Below are 20,675 nucleotides of genomic sequence, written 5' to 3'. Positions count from 1 at the left end.
ATGAACGAGGGAATCGTCTTCGGCTTCGGAGCGCACACCGACATCGACGAGGGGCCGGAGCTGCTCCGGATGGCTCAGCAGGCCGACCGCGACGGCCTCGACGTCTTCTCCCTGTCCGACCATCCCTACCTGGCCTGCCGCCTGGAGGCGTACGCGACGATCGCGTTCGTGCTCGGGGCCACCCGGCGGCTGGCCGGCTTCGCCAACGTCACCAACCTGCCCACCCGGCCCGCCGCCGTGCTGGCCCGCACCGTGACGTCGCTGTCGGCCGTGTCGGGTGGCCGGGTGATCCTCGGCATGGGCGCCGGCGGCCGGTGGGACCTGATCAGCGACATGGGCGTGCCACGGCTGTCACCGGGCGAGGCGGTGGACGCCTTCGAGGAGGCGATCTTCCTGGTGCGCAAGCTCTCCGGGGGTGGCCCGCCGGTGACCCACCACGGCCGCCACTACCGGGTCGACGGCATCGAGCCGGCTCCGGTCGCCGCGCCTCCGGTCTGGACCGGATCGGTCGGCCCCCGCTCACTGGCCGCGACGGGCCGGGTCGCCGACGGGTGGATCCCCGGTCACGCCGCTGACTGGCTCAGCAGCCGCTATCGCACCTCGCGGCCGGTCATCGATGATGCGGCGGCCGCCGTGGGCCGTGATCCGCAGCAGATCCGGACGGTCTTCAACCTTCCCGGCCGGATCACCGATCTTCCTCTGCCGTCGCCGCGAGACCGCGACGGCCGCTGGGTCGGTGGTTCCGCCGGCCAGTGGATCGAGGAGCTCACCTCGGCGGTCCTGGAGCACGGCGCTTCCGGATTCCTGTTGTTCTCTCCGCCCGGCGGGACACCGGATCCGACGTCGGTGTCCCGTTGGGCCGCGGAGATCGTCCCGGCGGTCCGGGAGGCGGTAGATTCGCGGCGTGGCCCCGACATTCCGGCTCCTGGGCCCGGTGCAGATCATGTCTGACGGCGCGCCGGTCACGGGCATCGCGCCACGGCACCGGGCGGTTCTGGCCTACCTCCTGTTGCATGCCGGTCGGGTGATCAGCATGGAGCGGCTGATCGACGCCATGTGGGGCTACGACCAGCCGGAGACGGCCCGCTCACAGATCCATGCGGCGGTGACCGCCCTACGCCGGGCGCTGCGCTCGGCGGGCGCCGGCGACGTGTTGCAGACGCGACCGGGTGGGTACGTCGCGGTTCCCGAGCGCGGCCGGGTCGACGTGAGCGAGTTCGACGATCTGGCGTCGGCCGGACAGTTCCGGGAAGCCCTCGATCTCTGGCGTGGTGAGGCGCTCGCCGACGTCAACGCCGCCTATGCGCCCGCCGCCCGCGCACTGCTCGACGACCGGCGCCTCACCGCCGTCGAGCGGCTCATGGAGTCGCGGCTGGATGCCGGCCGCCACGCCGAGATCGTCGACGAGCTCGCCGTCCACGTCGCCGTCAACCCGCTGCGGGAGCGGCTCGCCGGTCAGTTCGTGCTGGCCCTGCACCGGTCGGGGCGCCAGGCTGACGCCCTGACCGCGGCCCGCGCCTACCGGACGGCTCTCGCCGAGCAACAGGGCCTCGACCCCGGCTCCGCCTTCCTGGATCTGGAGAGGACGGTCCTCGCCGGTGACCCGCCCAGCACCAGATCCGGATTCTTGCCCTACGACCTGCCCGACTTCGCCGGCCGTGCGGCCGAGCTGGACACGATCCGGCCAGGCTTCCCGCACAATGTCGTCACCATCGACGGCATGGCGGGGGTCGGGAAGACCACCTTCGCGATCAGAGCCGCGCATCGGCTGGCCGGGAGTTTCCCGGACGGGCAGCTCTTCCTCGACCTGCGGGCGAACACCGCGGGCCAGGACCCGATCCCCGCATCCGCAGCGTTGGAGATCCTGTTGCGGCAGCTGGGGATCACCGACATACCGCGGAGCGCACAGGAGCGCAGCGCATTGTGGCGGGCCGAGACGGGCCGGCGCCGGGTCCTTGTGGTGATCGACAATGCCGCTGACGGCGTTCATGTGCGGCCCCTGCTCCCCGCCGCCTCCGACAGCCTCATGCTGATCACCAGTCGGCGACGGCTCGTCGACATCGACGGCGCCCGGGCACTCTCCATGGACGTGCTGCCCGCCGACGACGCCGTCGCCCTCTTCCGGAGCATCGTGGGCGAGCGGGCCGTCGCCGAGCCCGGCGCCGTGCGTGAGGTGCTTGACCTGTGCGGGCACCTGCCGCTCGCCATCAGGATCGCCGCCGCCCGCCTGCAACACCGTCCCCGGTGGACGGTCGCCTACCTGGCCGGCCGTCTCCGGCCGTGCGACCTGGCGACCGCGGAGCGCAGCGTCACGGCCGCGTTCACCGTCTCGTATGAGCAGCTGGCCGAGCCGGAGCAGCGGATGTTCCGCCTCCTCGGTGTCGCCCCCGGTCGTGACATCGAGCCGCACGCCGCCGCCGCTCTCGCGGACCTACCCGTCAGCGCAGCTGAGGATCTGCTGGAGAGTCTGCTCGACGCGCACATGCTCGTGCAGCGAGAGCCGGGGCGTTACACCATGCACGACCTGCTCCGCGAGCACGCCCGCACCCTCGCCGGCGAGGACGAGGCGCTGATGCGGTTGCTCGTGCACTACCTGCACCGCTCCCGGTCGGCGGTCCGGCAGCTCTACCCGGGCAACATCGGCGACCGGCCCGGCCTGCCACCGGTGCTCACCCCGATCGCGTCGGTGGCCGGGCCGGACGAGGCGATCAGCTGGCTCGACGCCGAGCGGGGCAACATCATCGCCACGGTCGTCCACGGTCCACGTGTCTGCGTCGGTCACCTCGCCCACGCGCTTCGGCCGTATCTGGACCGGCAAGCCCATCACGATGACGCCGTCACCCTGCACACGGTTGCCCTCACCCGCAGCCGTGCCAACGGTGACGCGGCCGTGGAGAGCCGCGCGCTCGCCGACCTGGCGTGGACGCACTGGCGGCGCGGTGACTACGAGCAGGCGCAGGTCTTCGCACGGGAGGCGCTCGACGTCGCCTCCGACGAGTTCCCCCGTTCGCTGGCCATGCACACGCTCGGCGACGTGGCCTGGCGCCACCGCGAGACCGAGCAGGCGGAGCGCTGCCTGAGGGAGGCGCTCGACCTGGCCCGGGTCGCCGGTGACCGGTCCAGGGAGGGGGCCGCGCTCGGCGACCTCGGCATGATCCTCGACCAGCTCGGCCGGCATGACGAGGCCCGCAGGCATCTCGACCTGGCGCTCGCCCTGCACCGCAAGGACGCTGACCCACTGGGAGAGGCGCGGGTGCTCAACCAACTCGGGCTGCTGCTGCGACACCAGGGGTGCGCGGGGGAGGCGCTGGCCCGGCACCGGCAGGCCGGTGACCTCTACCGTGCTATCGGTAACCGGAGCGACGAGGCGGCCGCGCACAACGGGCTGGGCGAGGCGGCCCTGGCCACCGGTGACCCGGCGCGGGCCATCGCCGCGCACGAGACGGCCGGCATCCTGGCGGGCGAGGCGGGCAACCGGCCGGAACAGGCGCGGGCCCGGTACGGACTGGCCCGTGCACACCTCGGCGGTGCGGAGTGGCGACCGGCTGCCGACGAGGCTGCGGCGGCGGAGCGGCTCTACCGCGAGCTGGGTGTGCCCGAGGCCGACGATGCCCGGCTACTGGAGTTGGTCGCCCGGGCGACGCGGTCACCGGAGGACCATGAGCCGGTGCGTGGCGCCACCGAGGACGAGATCGCGCAGATCGGCGGACGGTTTCCGATGCCGCTGCCATCGTCGTATGTGTCGTGGCTGCGGGTCTGCAACGGGGCGGCGATCGGCCCCGGTGGCGTCTTCGGGACAGGCGACGCCCTGGAGCGGCTCGACCAGTTCGGTGGCTGGTCGCAGCGGGGCTGGATTCCCATCGCGGGAGACGGCTGCGGCAACGTCTATGTCGTCGATGCGGAGTCCGGGGCGGTCTATTTCATCGACGCGGCGGAGGGCGACGACTACTCCTACCGGGTGGCCGGCGACGTCCCACACTTCGTGCGCTTCCTGCTCGAACGCGACGCCGGCCGACGAGGGTGGCCGTTCGACGCCCGATACGTCACCGGCATCGACCCGGGCATTCACGACGCCGGCCCCGAGTCGTTGCTTCCCTGGAACGTGTGACGGCTTACCGCGATGGCCCACCACGTGTAATGAGCTGTGGCCCGCTCGAGGCCTGATCCGGTGGTGCGGCCGGGCAGGATGCAGCGGTCAGGAGGAGGGCGGGGAGGTGGTTTCGAGGAGGTTCAGGAGCAGGGCCAAGGGCGGCCATCCGGTCCGGCCGGCGCGCACGACGGCATAGGTGCGTAGTACCGGCCCTGGGTCCCGGAGGGGAAGGAGGCCAACCCCGGGACGAGTGGGCTGGTCGGCCGGGAGCAGACCGACGCCCAGGCCGGCGACCACCAGGTCCTGTAGGAGGAGCAGGCTGTCGGCACGGTGCGTGATCAGTGGGTCGAAGCCGGCCATGCGGGCGATCGTGCGTACCACCTCTTCGTCTGCTGAGCCTCGGGAGTTGACTATCCATTCGGCATCCCGGTACCGGTCGAAGATCTCCGGTGCGGGAGCGTCCAGTGGCAAGTCGGCGGCCGGCACACCGAGGGACCACGGCACCGACCACAGTGGGTGGGAGGCGACCGAGCGGTCCAGAGGAGCGGGTGACAGGTTGAAGTCGTAGGTCAGGGCCAGATCGACGTCGTCCGAGGCGAGCAGGGCCAGGGCCTCGGTGGGTTCGTGCTCGAGGATGCGTATCCGTACCTTCGGATGATCGACGGCCAACCCGGCCGCGATCGGCATCAGCGATCGGCGGATGGCCGTGCCGAAACCGGCGACACGCAGCGTGCCGGCGGGTTCTGCGGTGGGGTCCAGATCCAGTTTCGCGGCTTCCAGTGCGGCCAGGATCGTGACCGCGTGCTCGGCGAGCCGTCGTCCGGCCGGGGTCAACCGAACGCGGCGGCCCTCCGGCTCGGTCAGCGGGGTTCCGGCTTCCCGGCTGAGCGCGGCGATCTGCTGCGAGACCGTCGAGGTGGTGGTGTACATCTCGTCGGCCACCGCTCGCATCGACCCGAGCCGGGACAGCATGAGGAGAGTCTCCAGGCGGCGTACGTCCATCTCTTCATTGTCAAGTGAACACGAACGGTGTGTACAGCATCGTCACGTGGACATGAACGATGGGGAGGCCTTCTACTTCCAGGCATGACCGTCCTCGCCACGCCACCACGAACCGCCGCCCGTACCGGAGCCGCACTCACCGTCGCCTCGATGAGTTGTGTGCAGCTGGGGCTTGCCGCCTCGGTCGGTCTGGCCGGGGTGATCGGGGCGCTCGGCGTCGCCTGGCTGAGGCTGGCATGGGCGGGCCTGATCCTGCTGATCCTGGCCCACCCCGCCGTGACCGGACGGGTCCGGGCCGCCGCCCGTTGGATCGCCTCCCACCGGACCGCACCCGGCCGAATCGCCACGCGCCGGCCAGCAGCGGACCGCGCCGCAGATTGCCTGGCCGGAGTCGGCGGGTCCGAAGCTGGCCGGGTCGGAGTCGGCCAGACTGGAGCTGGCCGGGCCGGCGTTGGCCAGACTGGAGCTGGCCAGACTGAAGCTGGCCGGGCCGGAGCTGACCAGGGGGCTACCCGCCAGGCCGCCGGAGCCTCGGCAGAGGGTCGTGTCGATAGGGGTCCGATCAGCCGTTCCGGGTTGAGGGCGGCGATCGCGCTGGGTGTGGTCACCGCCGGGGTGACGCTGTTGTTCATGCTGGCGGTGGCGCGGCTGCCGCTGGGCACCGCCAGCGCGTTGGAGTTCCTCGGCCCGCTCGGTGTGGCGGTCTTCCGGGGCCGTCGTCTGCTCTGGCCGCTGCTGGCCGGAGTCGGTGTCCTGCTGCTGACGTCGCCGTGGCGGGGTGACGTGGACCTGCTCGGCGTCGGGTACGCGCTGGGCGCGGCCGCCTGCTGGGCCGCCTACATCCTGCTCACCCAGCACGTCGGCGACGAGGTTTCCGGGATCCGGGGCCTGGCGATCTCCATGCCGGTGGCGGGGGTGGTCGCCACCCTCGTCGCGGCCCCGTCGACGATCACGCTCCTGACGCCGCAGATCGTGCTGGCCGGCCTGTTCCTGGCGGTGCTGTTGCCGGTGGTGCCGTTCGTCCTGGAGCTCCTGGCCCTACGCCGGCTGACGACGGCCGCCTTCGGCACCCTGATGAGCCTGGAACCGGCGATCGCCGTGGCGGTCGGCTTCGTCCTGCTGCACCAGGCGCCCGGTTGGGCGGCCCTGGCCGGCATCGCCCTGGTCGTCACGGCCGGCATCGGCGCGGAGCGCGCCGGCGCACGCTGAGGCCGGCCAAGGACGGACAGGGCGTCGACCGAGGGGTCAGGGCAAGGGGACTGATCCCCGTGTGGCGCACTAGAACGTTGATCTCGGGCGCACCGGGGCATCCCTCGGACATGGCGGTGATTCTGATGACCGGGGCCTCCGGCCGCGTAGGCACTCTGCTGCGGGACCGGCTGGCGCGGCACACCCTTCGGCTGACCGATCTGAGCCCCACCGAGGGGCGTGGCAGCGCTGGACGTGACCGACAGCGCAGCCGTGGAGCGGGCCGTGAAGGGCGCCGATGCGATCCTGCATCTGGGCGGCATAGCCGACGAGCAGCCGTTCGAGGACGTGCTGGCCGCCAACGTGCGCGGCACCGAGCACATCCTGCTGGCGGCGCACCGGGCCGGCGTACCGAGGGTGATCATCGCGTCCAGCAATCACGCCGCCGGCCTGTGGTCGCGGGACGAGGCGGGTCCCGGCGGGCTGCCGGACGACGTGCCCCCACGTCCCGACTCCTACTACGGCTGGAGCAAGGCCGCGATCGAGTCGCTGGCCAGGTTGCATCATGACCGTTTCGGCCTGCACGTCGTCTGTCTGCGGATAGGCAGATGCGCCGAGCGCCCGTCGAACCCGTGTGACCTGTCGGTGTGGCTGTCGCCGGACGACATGGCGAGACTGGTCGAGGCATCCCTCACCGCGACGGGCTGGCACCTGGTCTGGGGTGTCTCGGCGAACACCCGCCGCTGGTGGTCACCGGCGGGCGGCCGGGCGATCGGCTACCGGCCGTGCGACGACGCCGAGCACTGGGCGGCGGAGGTGGGCGAGCCGGATCCGGACAGCGCGGCGCACCGGCTGGTCGGCGGCGGATAAGGCGCCTGGTTGGCGGCGGGTAAAGGCGCACCGGCTGGTCGGCGGCGGATAATCGGTTGCCGCGGGGCCGTCGGCCTGATGGAATGCCCGACCAGGACCTCGACAAGAAAGGAGGAGAGCCATGTACCGCATGTCGATCGCGCTCACCTCCTCCCGGGCACAAGGCTGACCAGCCGCCCGGCCGCGGAGTGGGCGACTCTCTCCTGGAGAAGCCTTGACACCGTTGACCATCCGTCCCGCCGTCATGCCCGGCGAGCTGGATCTCTTCAACTCCTTCCCGTACCCCTTGAACAGCGAGATCATCGGTGACCTGACCGCCGGGCGCCGCCGCCCGGAGTGGTTGTGGCTCGCTCTGCGCGGCGACCGGGTGACCGCCCGCGCCGCCTGGTGGTCCCGCCCCGGCGACGCGCAGCCCCTGATCATGGACATCCTCGACGTGGCCGACGGTCACTTCGACGACGCGGTCCGGCTGGTGACGGCCGCGCTGCCGGACCCCGCGCCCGAGTTCACCCGCTTCCTGCCTCCGGACTGGCGGCGCTCCGATGCCGACACGTGGATGGCGGTGCTGGAGGCGTGCGGCGCGAAGCCGTTCGTGGAGCGTCTGCGCCTGCAGTGGGAGCCGGGCACCCCGATCCCGGCGCCGACCGGCCGGCTGACATTCCGCCTGCCCCGCGAGGGCGAGCTGATCGACCTGATGACGCTGGTGCTGGACGGTTCGCTGGACGCGCACAGCCGTGACGAGCTGACCCGGATGACCCCGCGCGAGTGTGCCGAGGAGCAGTTCCACGGTGAGCTGCTGAAATACCCCAGCCCGCAGGAGTGGTGGCGGGTCGCGGCGCTGCCCGATGGTGATCCGGTCGGGTTCGTCATCCCGGCGCACAACGGTTACAACCCGATCATCGCCTACATCGGGATCGTCCCCGCGCACCGTGGCCGTGGCCACATCGACGACCTGCTCGCCGAGGGCACCCGCATCCTCGCCGCGCAGGAGGTGCCGCGGATCCGGGCGGCCACCGATGTCGGCAACGTCCCGATGGCGGCGGCTTTCGCACGGTCCGGCTACCGCACGTTTGAACGACAGGTCGACATGATCTGGTAGCCGTGTGACCCACGTCGAGATCAACGGCAGCGGCCCGACCGTCGAGGCGCTGCACCTGGCCGCCGTCCAGGGGTTCGGCCACTACACGTCCATGCAGGTGCGTGGGCGTGCGGTGGCCGGCCTCGACCTGCATCTGTCCAGGTTGCGCGAGGCGTCCGCGGAGCTGTTCCCGGACGACCTCGCGCCGTCGGACGAGACGATCGTCGCGTTGATCGGCCGGGCGCTGCGGGACGAACGCGACGCCTCGGTGCGCGTGACCGTCCTGCCCGGCGCGGACGTCATGGTGTCGGTGGGCGAGCCCGCCCCTAGAGTCCCGCGACCGCCGTTGCGGGTGCGCACGGTCCGCTATGAACGTGACCTGCCGCATCTCAAGCACTGCGGCACTCTCGCGCTGAGCCATCACGCCCTGCAGGCCCGGCGCGCCGGGTTCGACGACGTCCTGTTCATCGGCCACGGCGGTCTGGTCCTGGAGGGCTCGGTCTGGAACGCGGTCTTCTGGGACGGCGACCGCGTCGTCTGGCCGAGGGCGCCGATGCTGGCCGGCATCACCATGCGGGCCCTGCGCCGCACCATGACCGACATGGGCGTCCCGCAGATCGAGCTTCCTGTCCCGCTGAGCGGGACGACCGGCCTGACGGCCGCGGCGGCGACGAACTCCCACTTCCCCGACCAGGCGATCCAGACGATCGACGAGATCGACTTCCCGGCGTACGGCCACCTGACCGCCCTCCTACGCCGAGTGTGGGACGAGGTCCCGTGGCAGCCCATCCCACCCGTTCATTGAGGTCGGCGCCTCGCCGCCGAAAATGTCACACCCCTGCGGCAGGATCGCGGCATGACCTGGATCGAGCCGCCCCCGGTGACGGTGATCGACGCAGCTGACGGCTCGTCGGGCGCACGCCCCCTGGCGGCGAGGGCGTGGGGATTCACGGCCGGGCGCCCGCGTCACCGGTGGGAGGAGCCTGTCCTGATCACCAGTTGTGCAGGGTGCCGTCCTCGAGGCGGTTCACCGGAAGAGCGGCCGGACGGTAGGGATATCGTGCGGCCAGCTCCTCGTCGATGTCGACGCCGAGGCCCGGCTCCTCCGACGGATGCAGATAGCCGTCCGCGAAGTGGTAGCCGTGCGGGAAGACCGCGTCGGTGGCCTCGGTGTGACGCATGTACTCCTGCAGGCCGAAATTCGGGATGGCCAGGTCCAGATGCAGCGCGGCCGCCATGCACACCGGCGACAGGTCGGTCGCCCCGTGCGAGCCGCTGCGTACGTGGTAGAGGTTGGCCAGGTCGAAGATGCGGCGCAGATGGCTGATCCCGCCGGCGTGCACGACGGTCGCCCGGATGTAGTCGATGAGCTGCTCGGTGATCAGCTGCTGGCAGTCCCAGATGGTGTTGAAGACCTCGCCGACGGCGATGGGGGTGGTGGTGTGCTGCCGGATCAGGCGGAAACCCTCCTGCAGCTCGGCCGGGACCGGGTCCTCGATCCAGGTCAGGTTGTAGGGTTCCAGGCTCTTGCCGAGCCGGGCCGCCTCGATGGGGGTGAGCCGGTGGTGCACGTCGTGCAGCAGCTTGAGCGTCGGCCCGAACTCGTCACGCACCCGGGCGAAGACCTCCGGCACGTGATCGAGGTAATGGGCGGTTGACCAGGTGTTCTCGGTCGGCAGTGCGGCGTCCGCCGGCTCGTAGAAGAGCCGGTCCTTGGACACCCCGTAGGTGCTGGCCAGCCCGGGGACGCCGGTCTGCACCCGGACGGCCCGGTAGCCGAGATCCACGTAGTTGGCGATCTCGGGGAGCACGTCGTCGACGGTGTCGGCGTTGGCGTGGCCGTAGACGGTCACCCCCTCCCGGGAGCGCCCGCCGAGCAGCTGGTAAACGGGCAGCCCGGCGGCCTTGCCCTTGATGTCCCACAGGGCGGTGTCGACGGCCGCGATCGCCGACATCGTCACCGGCCCCCGCCGCCAGTACGCGCCCCGGTACAGGTACTGCCAGGTGTCCTCGATCCGCGAGGCGTCCCGCCCGATCAGCGCCGGGACCACGTGCTCCTGCAGGTATGCCGCGACGGCCAGCTCGCGCCCGTTCAACGTCGCGTCGCCCACCCCGTACACCCCCGAGGTTGTCACGATCTTGAGAGTGACGAAGTTGCGGTCGGGGCAGGTCACGATCACCCGGGCGTCGGCGATTCTCACTGTGCTCCTCCTGAGGCGGGTGCCAGGAGATTCGACTTTATCGATCTCGATCGGCGCGGCCAACCATTCACGGGTGCTCATGCGTTGGACAGGTGTGGACAGCGATTTCGCCGCCTTCGTCGAGGCACGTCAGCACCGGCTGCTGCGCTCGGCGTACCTGGTCTGCGGCGACCACCACCTCGCCGAGGACCTGCTGCAGGGCGCCCTGGTCAAACTCGCCCTGCGGTGGACCGGGGTGCGCGAGGGCGACCCGGAGGCGTTCCTGCGCACGGTGATGTACCGGGACGCGGTCTCGTGGTGGCGACGGTTCCGCCGGGAGCACCTCAGCGACGTGCCACCGGAGCGCCCGGCCGGTGGCGACGACGTGCCGAGCCGGCTGGTCTTCGAGGCGGCGCTGCGACGGCTGCCGCCACGGCAACGGGCGGTGCTGGTGCTGCGCTACTTCGACGACCTCACCGAGGCCCGCACCGCGGAGATCCTCGGCGTCACGGTCGGCACGGTGAAGAGCCAGGCCAGCGCGGCTCTGCGCAAACTCCGTGAGCTGGCCCCGGAGCTGGGCGAGATGGTCGGAAGGGAACGAGGATGACGACTGACCGGCTCACCGAGCTGTTCGAGGAGACGTCTGCGGACGTCACCCCACCCGCCTTCGCCGCCACCGCCTGGGCGACCGGCCGCCGGGTGCGCCGCCGCCGTCAGGTGCTGGCCACGGTGGCCGCGTTCGCGGCCGTGGTCGCGGTGACCGTGCCGCTGCGGGACCGGGGTGGCGACGACATCCGGCCCGCGCCACCGGCCCCGGCGGCGACGCCGACACCGTCCCCGGCCGCGCCCGGGGTGAACGGGTCACCGATGGACCCGGGCCGGACGTCCCTGGCGCCGCTGCCGGCCGTGGACGTGATGCCGCCGAACCCGGTCGTGCGGTCCCTGGCGCCGCTGCCCGCCGACTTCACGGTCCCCGGTGACGTGCCGAAGCTGTCCGGGCATCCGGTGGACCGGGCGGTCGCGGTGGTTCAGGAGCGCGACCCGGATTCGGCGGATCAGTCGATGCGGCCGCTGCACGTCCTGGACGCGGCGGGGCAGTGGGTCCGGATCGATGTCGGCGACCTGGTGCGTACCCATGACGGGGGTGGGAACGAGGCGGACCCGCTGCGCCGCACCTCCCTCTCGCCGGACGGGCGCCGCGTCGCCGTGCCGCAGCCCGAGGCGCTCGTGGTGATCGACCTGCCCGCGGCGAAAGCGCATCGGATCCCGGTGCCCGGCCTGAACGAGCAGGTCATGTGGTCCGGTGACGGCATCGTCCTGGTCGGCCAGGGGTCGGCCGGTGTGGTCCGTGTCGACTGGGCCGCCGGAACCGTCACCCAGGAGCCGGCCGCGATGTCGGCGTGGCACGGTGGTGGCAGCCCGGTCGCCTCCGGCGACATCGCCGAGCTGATCGTGGCCGACGGTGACCGGAGGGTCCGGGTGTGGCGGCCGGGCGACGCGCGACCGGCGAGCACGGTCGCGGTCGACTTCGGCCTGGTCAAACCTCTGGGGTACGGGGTGAGCGAGTGGTACGGCCCGGCGATGCCCGACAGTGCGGGGCGTGTCGCCGCAGCGGCGTGGGGTGACCACGCCCCGACCGACGGCAGTCCGCAGAGCTACGGTGGCGTGCAGATGCTGACCGTGGTGAGAACCACCAGCGGCCTGGTCGAGCGGTTGCTCGATCTCGGCATGGACCGCTGGAAGAGCTGCTGCGGCGTCCTCGACTGGATCGACGGCCAGACCCTGCTGGCACAGACCGACCGGGAGGGCCTGATCACGTGGCACGTCCGGACCGGCGAGATCACCCGCGTCACCACCGGCCCGGTCCGGGCCACCGTCTCGATCAGGATCGGCAGGGTGTGAGGCCCGGATCCCCACGTCGCCGCGCCGGCGTGTGTGGCCGCGGGGCGGTGCGCCCACGCTTCGGACAGGTCCCTGGTCCAGGCGTTGCCGACGCCTGTCGGCTCAGAGGAGCCGGCGGAGTGGTGGTTGCCGGCGGCGTCTCGCGGTCGGCGCCGCGCTGCGGGCGCTCACTTGTGGTTGACGCCGTGCATCAGGGCGAGAATGGCCCGGTTGAGCGGCACCGGCACGCCGTGTTGCTCGCCGAGCCGGACCACGGCGCCGGTGATCAGCTCGTGCTCGGTGGCGCGGCCGGCCAGCCGGTCGTAGAGCATCGACGTGCCGTCGTCGGCCGCGAACCCGTCGTAGATGTCGAGGGTGTGCTCGATGTCGGCGTCGGAGAGCCGGGCGCCGGCGGCCCGGCCCACGGCGATCGCCTCGTCCAGCAGGGCACGGGTCAGCTCGCGCACCGCCGGCTCGTGCTGGATCACCGACATCCGCTTCATGGTCAGTGACGTCACCGGGTTGGCGCCGACGTTGGTGAGCAGCTTGCGCCACGCCGCCGTGGAGAAGTCGGCGACCCGCTCGACGTGCAGCCACGACCCGTCCAGGAGCGCCGCGAACCGGTCGGCCGGATCGGTCGCGGTCGCGCAGACCCGCCCGGCACTGGTGGCCGACGGCTCGTCGAAGGTGGCGCGGGCCGCGTCGAGAGCGGTGCCCGGCGCGCCCGGAACGGTGATCCGCGCGCCCATCCGGTGCAGCACGTGCCCGGGGCCCAGCGACTCGGCCGCCACGTAGACCAGCGCCGGCAGCACCCGCGCCCCGCGCGGCACCAGCGGCTCGATCCGCTCGGCGTGGTCCACGCCGTTCTGCAGGACGACGATCGTGGTGCCGGGGCCGACCAGCGGCCCGAACCAGGCGGCCGCGCCGGCCGCGTCCTGCGCCTTCGTGGCCAGCAGCACCCAGTCGACCTCGGTCGCCGCGGACGGGTCGACCAGCACCTCGACGTCGATCTCGCGCACGCTGTCGGCACGCTCGACGACCAGGCGGTCGATCGGGCGCCGCGCGCAGACGACGACGTCGTGCCCGGCGTCCACTGCGGCGGCGGCGACCACTGTGCCGACAGCGCCGGCTCCGATGACCGCGACGCGGGTTCGTCTTGTGGACATGCCAGCCTCCCGAGGTAACTGAGAATGTTTTCTCAGTTCCCAGTCTGCGGGCGATCCTTTTCGGCGGTGTTACGCGACCGCGAATCCTCCGGTGATCCGGCCCACTCCTAAGATCGCCGCATGGCGGACAGGCCCCGGCGCGGTGACGCGCGGATGCGACGGGCGGCGCTGCTGGCCGCGGTGGGGGAGTTGCTGGCCGAGCGTGGCCCCGGGTTCTCGCTGGCCGAGGCGGCCGGGCTGGCCGGGATATCGACGGCCACCGCCTATCGCAACTTCTCCGACACGGCGAGCGCGGTCGACGCCTTCTACGCCGAGCTCAGCGGCGAACTGCTGGAGACCCTCGACCGGATCCCGGTCTCGGAAGACCCGGTCGCGGACATCCGCGCGGCCTGCGGTGAGTGGGTGGCGCAGGCTTCCCGATGGGGTGCGGCGGCGGTGCACGTACGGTCCCCGCGCGGCGTGCTGGCGCGGCGTGAGGACTCGTTCGTCGGCGGCCTCTACGAACGGCTCGGCCGCCTCGTCGGGCGCGCGATCGACATCGGCGCGGCGCCCCCGCAGGACGTCCGATTCGCCGTGCTGATGTGGGTCACCGTCTTCGACGAGCGCGTCGTCGTCGACCTGACCCACACCCTCGGCTGGACCACGCAGCAGGCCGCCGACCACCTCACCGGCGCACTGCTGCGGGTCCTCGGCCTGCCCGCGGTCAGCTGACCGCGGCGACCGCTTCGAGGATCGTCTCGGCGACGGCGGCCGGCTGCGAGACCGGCAGGGCGTGGCCGCCGCCGGCGATCTCCCGCTGGACGCGGCCTTCGGCTCGCTTCGCCATCCAGCGCATGGCCTCGGCGGGGATGTTGCGGTCGGCGTCGCCCCAGATGAAGAAGCCGGGACGGTACGCCAGACCGGCTCGCCCTCGGGAAGTCCCTCGGTGAGCGCGGCCTCGGTGACCGGCCGCTGGGTGACCGCCATCAGCGCGGCCGTCGCCGGGTCGACGTCGGCGGCGAACTGCTGGGGGAACCTCTCCACCGCGATCGACAGCTCGACACCGCCGCCGGCCAGCGTGCGGGGGACCACCGCGCCACCGAGGGTGCTGCCCTCGAACTTGCCGGAGAGCTCCAGCGCGCTCTCGCCCGCCTCGGGGGTGAACGCGGCCACGTAGACCAGCGCCTTGACGGCCTCGTCGCCGGCCGCCGCGGCGGTGATGACCTGACCGCCGTAGGAGTGACCGACAAGGATCACCGGGCGGCCGAGTGAGGCGACCACGTCCCGCACGTAGGCGGCGTCACCGGAGAGGCTGCGCAGCGGGTTGGCCACGGCCAGTGCGGTGACACCCGCCTCGGCCAGCTTCGCCGCGACCCCGTTCCAGCTGGCCGACTCGGCGAACGCGCCGTGCACCAGGACGACGACCGGTTTCTCGGACATGACTACCTCCCGTGAATGATTCGACGATCCCGCAACTTACGGCGTGCTTGTGGGCTGTCAGTGACAAACGAGTGCATCCATCCGGGACCGGTGGGCTATCGTTGCCGACGACCTTTCACAAGGTAGGAGAGAGACATGGCAGGGGACGACGACATCGCCGGGTGAGGACCCCGCCCCGGCCGCCCACGTGGCGGCTGCCTTTGTCGTGCCCTGAAAACCGATTCCGTCCTGGGGTTCACCATGTCCTTTTCTGTCTCTGAGCTGTCCTTCGCCTGGCCGGACGACACGCCGGTCTTCGACGGCCTGTCCCTGACCGTGCCGGAGGGCCGCACCGGCCTCGTCGCGATCAACGGGGCCGGCAAGTCCACCCTGCTCAAGCTCGTCGCGGGCGATCTGCAACCGACCAGCGGGTCGATCACCGTCCGCGGCACGCTCGGCTACCTGCCGCAGCATCTGCCGTTCGCGTCGGAGCAGTCCGTCGCCGAGGTGCTGGGCGTGGACCGTACGATCGCGGCCCTGCACGCCATCGAAGCCGGCGACGCCGCCGAGGAGCACTTCGCGGTCGTCGGCAACGACTGGGACGTCGAGGAGCGCAGCCGTGCCGAGCTCGACCGTCTCGGCCTCGGCGACGTCACCCTCGACCGCGGGCTCGACACGCTCAGCGGCGGCCAGGCCGTCTCGCTGGGTCTCGCCGCCGAGCTGCTGAAACGGCCCGACGTGCTGCTGCTCGACGAGCCGACCAACAATCTCGACCGGGATGCCCGGGAGCGGCTGATCGGCGTGGTCCGTTCCTGGACCGGCACGCTGCTGGTGGTCAGTCACGACCGGGAGTTGCTCGACGCGATGGACCGGATCGCCGCCCTCGACCACGGCGACGTGGAGTGGCACGGGGGGAACTACACGTCCTATGCGGAGTCGGCGGCGGCCGGGCGGGAGACCCTGGAGCGTCAGGTCCGTAACGCCGAGCAGGACCTGAAGCGGCAGAAACGCGAGGCCCAGCAGGCCCGCGAGCGGGCCGCCCGCCGCTCGTCGACCGCGTCGCGCAACCTGGCCAGCGCCGGTCTGGCCCGGATCCACGCGGGCAATCTCAAACGCGGCGCCGAGGTGTCCGCGGCCCGTGCGGCCGACGTGCACGGCGACCGGGTGGGTCAGGCGCAGGCACGCTACGACCAGGCCAGCCGGGCCGCCAAGCAGGACGACCGGATCGTCCTCGACCTGCCGGGGACGAACGTGCCGGCCGGGCGCACGGTGTTCCACGGCGAGTCGCTGGCGGCGGCCTACGGCGAGCGGGAGATCTTCTCCGGCATCGATCTGATCATCCGAGGGCCGGAGCGGATCGCCCTGACCGGTCCCAACGGCGCGGGCAAGTCGACGCTGTTGCGGCACATCGAGAAGGGTGCCGTCGGCCGGGTGGCGTACCTGTCGCAGCGGCTGGACCTGCTCGATCCGGCGCGGACGGTGGCCGAGAACCTGGCCGCCTCCGCTCCGGCGCTGCCCGACGCCGAGCGGATGAACCTGCTGGCCCGGTTCCTGTTCCGGGGCGCCCGCGCGCATCTGCCGGTGTCGGTGCTCTCCGGCGGCGAGCGGTTGCGGGCGACCCTGGCGTGCATCCTGTTCGCCGAGCCGGCCCCGCAGTTGCTGCTGCTGGACGAGCCGACCAACAACCTGGACCTGGTGAGCGTCGGTCAGTTGGAGAACGCGCTGAACGCCTATCAGGGCGCGTTCGTGGTGGTCAGTCACGACGAGCGGTTCCTGACCGAGATCGGCGTCGAGCGGTGGCTGCATTTGTCCGGCACCTTGCGGTCGACGTCGGATAAGTGACTTTTTATTCACCCACCCCGCTTTTTCACCCGCCCGGGCCGGCAGCTCGGCCGTAGCGTTGTCGTCGATGCGGGATCCGGGCGGGCGGCCCTACTGCCCCCGCCCGTCCGGGCCCCGCGCGTGTTTCTTTGGGATGGTTCTTGGACAGTCACGTTGACTTCCCGGAGAGAAGGGAATCGCATGAAGGCCTCCTGAAAATCAACGGCGGGTGGAGGCACTCATGTCCCTTGAACTGGATCGCAGGCTGGCCGAGGTCGGCACCCGGTTCCGGATCTTCCCGCAGCCCCGGTTCCTGCGGAAGGCCGACGGATCGGGGCCGCTCTTCCCGGATCCCGAGCAGGTCACCGTCTCCGTCGAGCCGAGTGCCATGCAGGCCGGGCCGGGCGACGACCGGATGTTCGTGGTCGACGCGATCGGGAAGCTGCCGTACAACCGGTTCTTCCGCCCGCCGTTCCGGGGCGAGGCACGGCCGCCGGTCCAGCCCGGTGACGACGGTCATTTCGATCACCTCGATCCGGCCGGCCGGGAATTCTCGGCCGCCACCATGTACGCGACGGTCCGACGTGTCCTGGACATCTGGGAGGACTACTTCGGCCGTACCATTCAATGGCATTTTGAATCTGATTTCTCACGCCTCGAGCTGATCCCGCTGATCGAATGGGACAACGCCCAGTCCGGCTACGGTTTCCTGGAGTTCGGATTCGGGCGCAAACCGAACGGGACCATCGATCACGAGCGGCCGTTCTGCGAGAATTTCGACGTTCTCGCCCACGAGCTCGGGCACAGCATCATCTTCGCCGAGGTCGGGGTGCCGGCCAGCCCGCGTGACGAGGCGACCGACTACGGCGGCATGCACGAGTCGGCCGGTGACCTGGTCGCGATCGTGGCGTCGCTGCACTTCCACTCGGTCGTCGACCTGCTGCTCGACTCGACGAAGGGCAACCTGCTCACCATCAACGGCCTGGACCGGGTGGGTGAGCTGTCGGACAGCCGGGAGATCCGGGTGGCGTTCAACTCGCGCCGCATGTCCGACGTCGGCGACGAGCCGCACGACCGGTCGCTGCCGCTGACCGGCGCCATCTTCGACACCATGGTCGAGGTGTTCCAGCAGGACCTGGTGGCACGGAAGCTGATCAGCGAGGACCTGCGGACCCGGTCGACGAACCTGCCCGGCACCTCGCAGGATCTCGACGAGATCGAGGCCGAGTTCGCCGCCGCCTACGCCGGCAACGAGGCCGCGTTCAAGGACGCGCTGCTGCGGGCCCGCGACTACCTGGGCCGGCTGCTCGCGGTCACGTGGAGCAACATCTCGCCGGACTTCCTCACCTACCACAGCGTCCTGCGGGCGCTGCTGCAGGCCGACCGGGAGATCACCGGCGGGGAGAACGTGCCGATCATCCGCGCCTGCTTCGCCTGGCGGGAGATCGCCCCGGTGCCGACGTCGTTGATGCTGCGCCAGCACACCATCGCGTCCTGCGGCTTCACCGCCGGCAAGGGGCCGACGTTCGCCGAGGCGGGCGCCCCGGCCGACCCGCAGATCCCGTCGCCGCGCGTCAACGGCGTCACCGCCGTCAGTCGTCTCTAGGAAGGATCGGGACCGGGATCCGCGTCGCCAATGGTTTCACCCCGCCCTTCTATGGGCCGGTCCCGGTATCGGGTACATCAGCCGCCCCTGCCGTGGTCGAGGGCGGCGGAGCCGAGAATGGGTTGACTCTCCCGTCAGGGGAGACCGGAGCCTCGGATGCGAAGGAGGAACCGTGGTGGACGACCTGATCGCGATCGGTCGCTTCTCCCGGATGAGCCGGTTGTCGATCAAGGCGTTGCGCTTCTACGCCGAGCAGGGGCTGCTCCCTCCGGCGTGGGTGGATCCGTCGTCCGGCTACCGCTACTACCGGCGGGGACAGGCGGCACGGGCGGAGGCGATCCGGGTGTTGCGGGCGGTCGACATGCCGGTCGGGGAGATCCGCGACCTGCTCGCCGACGACGATCCGGGGCTGATCGGAAAGCGCCTGGCCGTACACCGGGAGCGGCTGCGGGCCCGGCTCGCCGAGCAGGAGCGGATGCTGCGGTTCCTCGAACGTCTCATCGATCGAGGAGGAAACCTGATGCCGTACGAGGTGAGGGTCAAGGTGGTCCCGCCGGTCACGGTGGCGAGCGTGACGCGGCGGGCCAGCCTGGTCACCATCGGCGAGGCCGTCCGGGAGGGCTTCGGCGCGGTCGTCGGAGCCATCGGTACGGCCGGGGCGTCCCCGAGCGGCGCGCCTTTCGTCGTCTACCACGACGTCATCGACGAGACCACCGAAGGCGACGTGGAGATCTGTGTCCCCGCCGCCGGTTTTCGTGAGATGTCCGGCTGCACCGTCGCGTCGACGATCCATCGTGGCCCCTACGCGGAGATCGCCCCGGCATATCACGCGGTGAGCGGCTGGATCGAGGAGAACGGGCGGCGGCCGGCGGGTCCGCCACGGGAGATCTACCTGAACGACCCGCAAACCGTCCAGCCCGAGGACCTGCTCACCGAGGTGCAGTTCCCGATCGAGGGCGAGCGGTGACGTCGAAGACGGACTTCAAGCGGGAACTGGACTGCTACTCGGCCCGGCCCGGCCGGTTCGACGTCGTGGACGTGCCGAATCTGCGCTATCTCATGGTCGACGGACAGGGCGATCCCAACGAGGGAACGGCTTTCGCCGACGCGGTCGGGGCGCTCTACCCGGTGGCGTACCGGTTGAAGTTCGCGAGCAGGCGGCTCGGCCACGACTACGTCGTCATGCCGCTGGAGGGACTGTGGTGGGCCGACGACATGGAGTCGTTCACGGCGGCGCGGGACAAGAGCCGGTGGCGCTGGACGCTGATGATCATGGTGCCGGACCGGGTCGACGAGACCCTGGTCGACGGTCCCGTCCGTCTGGGGTCCCTCGCCGAGGGCCGCTGCGTGCAGACCCTGCACGTCGGCTCGTTCGATGAGGAGGGTCCCACGCTGGCGAGGATGCACGACGAGTTCATCCCGGCCAACGGGCTGCGGATGACCGGCCGGCATCACGAGATCTATCTCAGCGACCGGCGCCGGACGGCACCGGAGAGGCTGCGCACGATCCTGCGGCAGCCGGTGCTCCCGGCCCGTTAGGCGTGCCCGCCCCGCCCACCACGGGCGGGGCGGGCGGCGTACGTCAGGCGGAAGGGTTGAAGGTGATGCCGGACGGCATCGCCTCGGTGAGCAGGTTGACGAAGTTGGCGTCCTTGAGCCCGAAGTTGGCGCTGCCGAAGTCGTAGTTGCTCAGCGTGGTGCGCACGGCGGTGGACGGGAAGCCGTTCCAGCCGACCAGCGACGGGTACTGCCAGGTGGCGTAGCCGTTCTCCGGCGGCTCGTCGTTGGAGCCGGCCAGCCGGAACGCGTGCGTGCTGACCCCGTCCTTATGGTAGACGATCTTCGGGTGGTTGCCGGTCCACCGCACGGCGCTCGCCGCCGCGATGTCGAAGTCGCCGTGCGCCGAGGTGGAGACGTACTTCGCCACGTCGTTCTGCACCCACACCACGACGTGCTCCCAATCGTGGCGGTGCCCGCCGATCGAGCTGTTCGCCAGCGCCTGGTCCTTCTCGAAGTAGAGGCCGTACGCGACGGCGCACCACCCGTTGTTGCACTTGTACCGCGAGTACCCGTTGGTGTTGTCCAGGTCGTAGTTGTCGTGGCAGTCGCCGCTGAGCGAGCCGGTCGGCTTGAGCCCGCCGTTGACGACGCCGGTCGGGCCGATCGCCGGGGTGGGGTAGCAGCCGTCGGTGTCGTAGTCGTACGCCGGCTGCCACTTGGTCTCGATCGCCTCGGCGTTGCCGGGCAGCTCGGCCGGGGGAGCGGCGAGCGCCGGAGCGGCCGTGACGGCCAGGACGGCGAGCGCGCTGCCGGCGACGAACGCCGAACGCAACGCCCGGCGGCGGGGAGTGGTGGGGACATCGGACTCCTCGGTATCGATCGGGGGGAATCGTTC

General features: G+C 71.2%; 18 protein-coding genes and 1 pseudogene. 13 read left to right on the top strand and 6 right to left on the bottom strand.

Annotated features, from left to right (window positions below; all coding sequences use genetic code 11):
* Together ACQPZW_RS32415 and ACQPZW_RS32410 are read left to right on the top strand one after the other, a co-directional pair.
* Window positions 1–951: an LLM class flavin-dependent oxidoreductase gene (locus ACQPZW_RS32415; protein WP_433789816.1), complete on the top strand. Its 951-nt coding sequence runs from the start codon at window positions 1–3 to the stop codon at window positions 949–951.
* Window positions 905–4,108 (top strand): BTAD domain-containing putative transcriptional regulator, encoded by a 3,204-nt coding sequence (locus ACQPZW_RS32410; protein ID WP_433789815.1) that lies wholly within the window; start codon window positions 905–907, stop codon window positions 4,106–4,108. Before ACQPZW_RS32415 ends, ACQPZW_RS32410 begins: the two co-directional genes overlap by 47 nt.
* Window positions 4,109–4,195: 87 nt before the next feature.
* Here ACQPZW_RS32410 and ACQPZW_RS32405 read toward each other — a convergent pair whose 3' ends face one another.
* Window positions 4,196–5,092, bottom strand: a complete 897-nt coding sequence (locus ACQPZW_RS32405) for a LysR family transcriptional regulator (protein WP_433789814.1) — start codon at window positions 5,090–5,092, stop codon at window positions 4,196–4,198.
* A gap of 576 nt (window positions 5,093–5,668) precedes the next feature.
* On the opposite strand from ACQPZW_RS32405, the gene ACQPZW_RS32400 reads away from it, so the two are divergent.
* From ACQPZW_RS32400 to ACQPZW_RS32385, 4 genes are all read left to right on the top strand, one after another.
* Window positions 5,669–6,301, top strand: a complete 633-nt coding sequence (locus ACQPZW_RS32400; RefSeq protein WP_433789813.1) for an EamA family transporter — start codon at window positions 5,669–5,671, stop codon at window positions 6,299–6,301.
* 219 nt (window positions 6,302–6,520) lie between these two features.
* Entirely contained in the window at window positions 6,521–7,150 is a 630-nt protein-coding gene (locus ACQPZW_RS32395) for an NAD-dependent epimerase/dehydratase family protein (RefSeq protein WP_433789812.1), read from the top strand.
* A gap of 214 nt (window positions 7,151–7,364) precedes the next feature.
* Entirely contained in the window at window positions 7,365–8,249 is an 885-nt protein-coding gene (locus ACQPZW_RS32390) for a GNAT family N-acetyltransferase (protein ID WP_433789811.1), read from the top strand.
* A gap of 4 nt (window positions 8,250–8,253) precedes the next feature.
* Window positions 8,254–9,033, top strand: a complete 780-nt coding sequence (locus tag ACQPZW_RS32385) for an aminotransferase class IV (RefSeq protein WP_433789810.1) — start codon at window positions 8,254–8,256, stop codon at window positions 9,031–9,033.
* 187 nt (window positions 9,034–9,220) lie between these two features.
* Here ACQPZW_RS32385 and manD read toward each other — a convergent pair whose 3' ends face one another.
* A complete protein-coding gene (gene manD, locus ACQPZW_RS32380; RefSeq protein ID WP_433789809.1) occupies window positions 9,221–10,429 on the bottom strand; it encodes a D-mannonate dehydratase ManD in 1,209 nt (402 codons plus the stop codon).
* A 79-nt stretch (window positions 10,430–10,508) separates the two neighbouring features.
* On the opposite strand from manD, the gene ACQPZW_RS32375 reads away from it, so the two are divergent.
* Window positions 10,509–11,015, top strand: coding sequence for a SigE family RNA polymerase sigma factor (locus tag ACQPZW_RS32375; RefSeq protein ID WP_433797677.1), 507 nt, complete (start codon window positions 10,509–10,511; stop codon window positions 11,013–11,015).
* A complete protein-coding gene (locus ACQPZW_RS32370) occupies window positions 11,012–12,310 on the top strand; it encodes a hypothetical protein (protein WP_433789808.1) in 1,299 nt (432 codons plus the stop codon). Before ACQPZW_RS32375 ends, ACQPZW_RS32370 begins: the two co-directional genes overlap by 4 nt.
* Window positions 12,311–12,477: 167 nt before the next feature.
* Here ACQPZW_RS32370 and ACQPZW_RS32365 read toward each other — a convergent pair whose 3' ends face one another.
* A complete protein-coding gene (locus ACQPZW_RS32365) occupies window positions 12,478–13,455 on the bottom strand; it encodes a 2-dehydropantoate 2-reductase (RefSeq protein ID WP_433789807.1) in 978 nt (325 codons plus the stop codon).
* 120 nt (window positions 13,456–13,575) lie between these two features.
* On the opposite strand from ACQPZW_RS32365, the gene ACQPZW_RS32360 reads away from it, so the two are divergent.
* On the top strand, window positions 13,576–14,166 hold the full coding sequence (locus ACQPZW_RS32360; protein WP_433797895.1) for a TetR/AcrR family transcriptional regulator: 591 nt from the start codon (window positions 13,576–13,578) through the stop codon (window positions 14,164–14,166).
* Here the strand turns inward: ACQPZW_RS32360 and ACQPZW_RS32355 are convergent.
* Window positions 14,159–14,281: a hypothetical protein gene (locus ACQPZW_RS32355; RefSeq protein WP_433797894.1), complete on the bottom strand. Its 123-nt coding sequence runs from the start codon at window positions 14,279–14,281 to the stop codon at window positions 14,159–14,161. The genes ACQPZW_RS32360 and ACQPZW_RS32355 overlap by 8 nt on opposite strands.
* Before the next feature lie 113 nt (window positions 14,282–14,394).
* A pseudogene (locus ACQPZW_RS32350) lies at window positions 14,395–14,874 on the bottom strand (alpha/beta fold hydrolase); the annotation flags it as partial.
* Between the two features lie 240 nt (window positions 14,875–15,114).
* On the opposite strand from ACQPZW_RS32350, the gene ACQPZW_RS32345 reads away from it, so the two are divergent.
* The 4 genes from ACQPZW_RS32345 to ACQPZW_RS32330 all read left to right on the top strand — a co-directional run bounded on the left by ACQPZW_RS32345 (window position 15,115) and on the right by ACQPZW_RS32330 (window position 19,819).
* On the top strand, window positions 15,115–16,695 hold the full coding sequence (locus tag ACQPZW_RS32345) for an ABC-F family ATP-binding cassette domain-containing protein (protein ID WP_433789806.1): 1,581 nt from the start codon (window positions 15,115–15,117) through the stop codon (window positions 16,693–16,695).
* A gap of 220 nt (window positions 16,696–16,915) precedes the next feature.
* Window positions 16,916–18,280 carry a hypothetical protein gene (locus ACQPZW_RS32340; protein WP_433789805.1) on the top strand — a complete coding sequence of 455 codons (1,365 nt, stop codon included), beginning with the start codon at window positions 16,916–16,918 and terminating at the stop codon, window positions 18,278–18,280.
* A 175-nt stretch (window positions 18,281–18,455) separates the two neighbouring features.
* Window positions 18,456–19,247: a MerR family transcriptional regulator gene (locus ACQPZW_RS32335; protein WP_433797676.1), complete on the top strand. Its 792-nt coding sequence runs from the start codon at window positions 18,456–18,458 to the stop codon at window positions 19,245–19,247.
* Entirely contained in the window at window positions 19,244–19,819 is a 576-nt protein-coding gene (locus ACQPZW_RS32330) for a GyrI-like domain-containing protein (protein WP_433789804.1), read from the top strand. The genes ACQPZW_RS32335 and ACQPZW_RS32330 overlap by 4 nt, the downstream gene beginning before the upstream one ends.
* A 43-nt stretch (window positions 19,820–19,862) precedes the next feature.
* Here the strand turns inward: ACQPZW_RS32330 and ACQPZW_RS32325 are convergent, their stop codons facing one another.
* The gene (locus tag ACQPZW_RS32325) at window positions 19,863–20,612 is read right to left on the bottom strand and encodes an NPP1 family protein (protein ID WP_433789803.1); all 750 of its coding nucleotides are present in this window, start codon (window positions 20,610–20,612) and stop codon (window positions 19,863–19,865) included.
* Between the last annotated feature and the right edge of the window lie 63 nt (window positions 20,613–20,675).

It is taken from the genome of Actinoplanes sp. CA-252034 (assembly GCF_050956125.1).
Taxonomy (GTDB): domain Bacteria; phylum Actinomycetota; class Actinomycetes; order Mycobacteriales; family Micromonosporaceae; genus Actinoplanes.
Note: the sequence above shows the minus strand (reverse complement) of the source record. Positions and strands in the feature narration are given on the sequence as shown.

Bases quoted from the DNA above. Each gene is read 5' to 3' on its own strand.
- ACQPZW_RS32370 (WP_433789808.1), top strand. From the start codon at position 11,012: ATGACGACTGACCGGCTCACCGAGCTGTTCGAGGAGACGTCTGCGGAC.
- ACQPZW_RS32365 (WP_433789807.1), bottom strand. From the start codon at position 13,455: ATGTCCACAAGACGAACCCGCGTCGCGGTCATCGGAGCCGGCGCTGTC.
- ACQPZW_RS32360 (WP_433797895.1), top strand. From the start codon at position 13,576: ATGGCGGACAGGCCCCGGCGCGGTGACGCGCGGATGCGACGGGCGGCG.
- ACQPZW_RS32355 (WP_433797894.1), bottom strand. From the start codon at position 14,281: ATGGCGAAGCGAGCCGAAGGCCGCGTCCAGCGGGAGATCGCCGGCGGC.
- ACQPZW_RS32405 (WP_433789814.1), bottom strand. From the start codon at position 5,092: ATGGACGTACGCCGCCTGGAGACTCTCCTCATGCTGTCCCGGCTCGGG.
- ACQPZW_RS32345 (WP_433789806.1), top strand. From the start codon at position 15,115: ATGTCCTTTTCTGTCTCTGAGCTGTCCTTCGCCTGGCCGGACGACACG.
- ACQPZW_RS32375 (WP_433797677.1), top strand. From the start codon at position 10,509: ATGCGTTGGACAGGTGTGGACAGCGATTTCGCCGCCTTCGTCGAGGCA.
- ACQPZW_RS32415 (WP_433789816.1), top strand. From the start codon at position 1: ATGAACGAGGGAATCGTCTTCGGCTTCGGAGCGCACACCGACATCGAC.
- ACQPZW_RS32340 (WP_433789805.1), top strand. From the start codon at position 16,916: ATGTCCCTTGAACTGGATCGCAGGCTGGCCGAGGTCGGCACCCGGTTC.